Origin of the sequence: Levilactobacillus yonginensis, from assembly GCF_003946265.1 — a bacterium.
GTDB lineage: Bacteria > Bacillota > Bacilli > Lactobacillales > Lactobacillaceae > Levilactobacillus > Levilactobacillus yonginensis.
This window is the reverse complement of record NZ_RHNO01000044.1, coordinates 1-3,260: the sequence shown is the minus strand read 5'-3', so window position 1 is coordinate 3,260 and position 3,260 is coordinate 1. Positions and strand designations below refer to the sequence as shown.

General features: G+C 49.4%; 2 rRNA genes. Both read left to right on the top strand.

The window, feature by feature from the left end:
* The first annotated feature begins 151 nt into the window (after positions 1-151).
* Positions 152-3,070: ribosomal RNA gene (locus EKM87_RS12090) — 23S ribosomal RNA — on the top strand.
* Between the two features lie 73 nt (positions 3,071-3,143).
* Positions 3,144-3,260: ribosomal RNA gene (gene rrf, locus EKM87_RS12085) — 5S ribosomal RNA — on the top strand.

The following is a 3,260-nucleotide window of genomic DNA, read 5'->3' as shown; positions in this document are numbered from 1 at the left end:
TTGTTCTTTGAAAACTAGATATTATCAATTATTTTCTTATTAATTATTTTTATTAAAGATAATTAAACCGAGAACACCGCGTATTTTGAGTTTTTTTAATTAGTTTATATCGCTAATACTCAATTAATCAACGATTACTTCGTAATCGTTAGGTTAAGTTATGAAGGGCGCATGGTGGATGCCTTGGTACTAGGAGCCGATGAAGGACGGGACTAACACCGATATGCTTCGGGGAGCTGTACGTAAGCTTTGATCCGGAGATTTCCGAATGGGGAAACCCAGTAGTTTTAACCAACTATTACAACTTAGGGAATACATACTTAAGTTGAGGCAGACGTGGGGAACTGAAACATCTAAGTACCCACAGGAAGAGAAAGAAAAATCGATTCCCTAAGTAGCGGCGAGCGAACGGGGAACAGCCCAAACCAACGAGCTTGCTCGTTGGGGTTGTAGGACTGAACATTTGAGTTACCAAAGTCAATGATAATCGAAGTGTCTGGGAAGGCACGGCATAGAGGGTGATACCCCCGTAGATGAAATCGTTGACCCTCAGTTCAGGATCCTGAGTACGGCCACACACGTGAAACGTGGTCGGAATCCGGGAGGACCATCTCCCAAGGCTAAATACTCCCTAGTGACCGATAGTGAACCAGTACCGTGAGGGAAAGGTGAAAAGCACCGCGGAAGCGGAGTGAAATAGTTCCTGAAACCATGTGCCTACAATTAGTTAGAGCCCGTTAATGGGTGATAGCGTGCCTTTTGTAGAATGAACCGGCGAGTTACGTTAATTTGCAAGGTTAAGATGTAAAGATCGGAGCCGTAGCGAAAGCGAGTCTGAAATGGGCGTTGCAGTAAGTTGACGTAGACCCGAAACCAGGTGACCTATCCATGTCCAGGTTGAAGGTGCGGTAAAACGCACTGGAGGACCGAACCCGTGTATGTTGAAAAATGCTGGGATGAGGTGTGGATAGCGGTGAAATTCCAAACGAACTTGGAGATAGCTGGTTCTCTCCGAAATAGCTTTAGGGTTAGCCTCGGAGTTAAGAATCGTGGAGGTAGAGCCACTGTTTGGACTAGGGGCCCGTCATGGGTTACTGAATTCAGATAAACTCCGAATGCCACTGATTTATATCCGGGAGTCAGACGATGAGTGATAAGATCCACCGTCGAAAGGGGAACAGCCCAGACCATCAATTAAGGTCCCTAAATACATGCTGAGTGGAAAAGGATGTGGAGTTGCACAGACAGCTAGGATGTTGGCTCAGAAGCAGCCACCATTTAAAGAGTGCGTAATAGCTCACTAGCCGAGTGATCCTGCGCCGAAAATTTACCGGGGCTAAGCATGTTACCGAAATTATGGATGCGACCAATAGGTCGCGTGATAGGAGAGCGTTCTAAGGGCAATGAAGCTAGACCGCAAGGACTAGTGGAGCGCTTAGAAGTGAGAATGCCGGTATGAGTAGCGAAAGATCAGTGAGAATCTGATCCACCGAATGACTAAGGTTTCCTGGGGAAGGCTCGTCCTCCCAGGGTTAGTCGGGACCTAAGCCGAGGCTGAGAAGCGTAGGCGATGGATAACAGGTTGATATTCCTGTACTAGTTAATCATGTTTGAACGATGGAGGGACGCAGTAGGCTACGGTATGCGCACGATTGGAAATGTGCGTTCAAGCGTCAAGTCTGGTGATGAGTCAAATGCTTATCGCTAAGGACAAGGCGTGACGAGGACCGAATTTTAGTAGGGAAGTGCCAGATGTCACACTGCCGAGAAAAGCTTCTAGTTAGTGATTAATTACCCGTACCGCAAACCGACACAGGTAGTCGAGGAGAGTATCCTAAGGTGAGCGAGTGAACTCTCGTTAAGGAACTCGGCAAAATGACCCCGTAACTTCGGGAGAAGGGGTGCTGCACGCAAGTGCAGCCGCAGTGAAAAGGCCCAGGCGACTGTTTATCAAAAACACAGGTTTCTGCAAAATCGTAAGATGACGTATAGGGGCTGACGCCTGCCCGGTGCTGGAAGGTTAAGTGGATGAGTTAGCTTCGGCGAAGCCCAGAAATGAAGCCCCAGTAAACGGCGGCCGTAACTATAACGGTCCTAAGGTAGCGAAATTCCTTGTCGGGTAAGTTCCGACCCGCACGAAAGGCGTAACGATCTGGGCACTGTCTCAACGAGAGACTCGGTGAAATTATATTACCTGTGAAGATGCAGGTTACCCGCGACAGGACGGAAAGACCCCATGGAGCTTTACTGTAGCTTGATATTGGGTGTTGACACAGCTTGTACAGGATAGGTCGGAGCCGTAGAACTCGGAACGCTAGTTTCGAGTGAGGCGCTGGTGGGATACGACCCTCGCTGTGTGAACACTCTAACCCGCACCACTTATCGTGGTGGGAGACAGTGTCAGGTAGGCAGTTTGACTGGGGCGGTCGCCTCCTAAAAAGTAACGGAGGCGCCCAAAGGTTCTCTCAGAATGGTTGGAAATCATTCGCTGAGTGTAAAGGCAGAAGAGAGCTTGACTGCGAGACAGACAGGTCGAGCAGGGACGAAAGTCGGGCTTAGTGATCCGGTGGTACCGTATGGAAGGGCCATCGCTCAACGGATAAAAGCTACCCTGGGGATAACAGGCTTATCTCCCCCAAGAGTCCACATCGACGGGGAGGTTTGGCACCTCGATGTCGGCTCATCGCATCCTGGGGCTGTAGTCGGTCCCAAGGGTTGGGCTGTTCGCCCATTAAAGCGGTACGCGAGCTGGGTTCAGAACGTCGTGAGACAGTTCGGTCCCTATCCGTCGCGGGCGTAGGAAATTTGAGAGGAGCTGTCCTTAGTACGAGAGGACCGGGATGGACATACCTCTGGTGTACCAGTTGTGCCGCCAGGCGCATCGCTGGGTAGCTATGTATGGATGAGATAAACGCTGAAAGCATCTAAGTGTGAAACTCGCCTCAAGATGAGATTTCCCATTCCTATATGGAAGTAAGACCCCTGAGAGATGATCAGGTAGATAGGCTGGAAGTAGCAGCGCCGTGAGGCGTGGAGCGGACCAGTACTAATCGGTCGAGGACTTAACCAAGTTGTAAAACGTGGTGTTCTCAAAGAAAATAATTGAATAATATCTAGTTTTGAGAGAAGAAGTTCTTTCATAGTGTAGTGGCGATAGCCTGAAGGATACACCCGTTCCCATGCCGAACACGGAAGTTAAGCTTCAGCACGCTGATAGTAGTTGGGGGATCGCCCCCTGCGAGGATAGGACGTCGCTACGC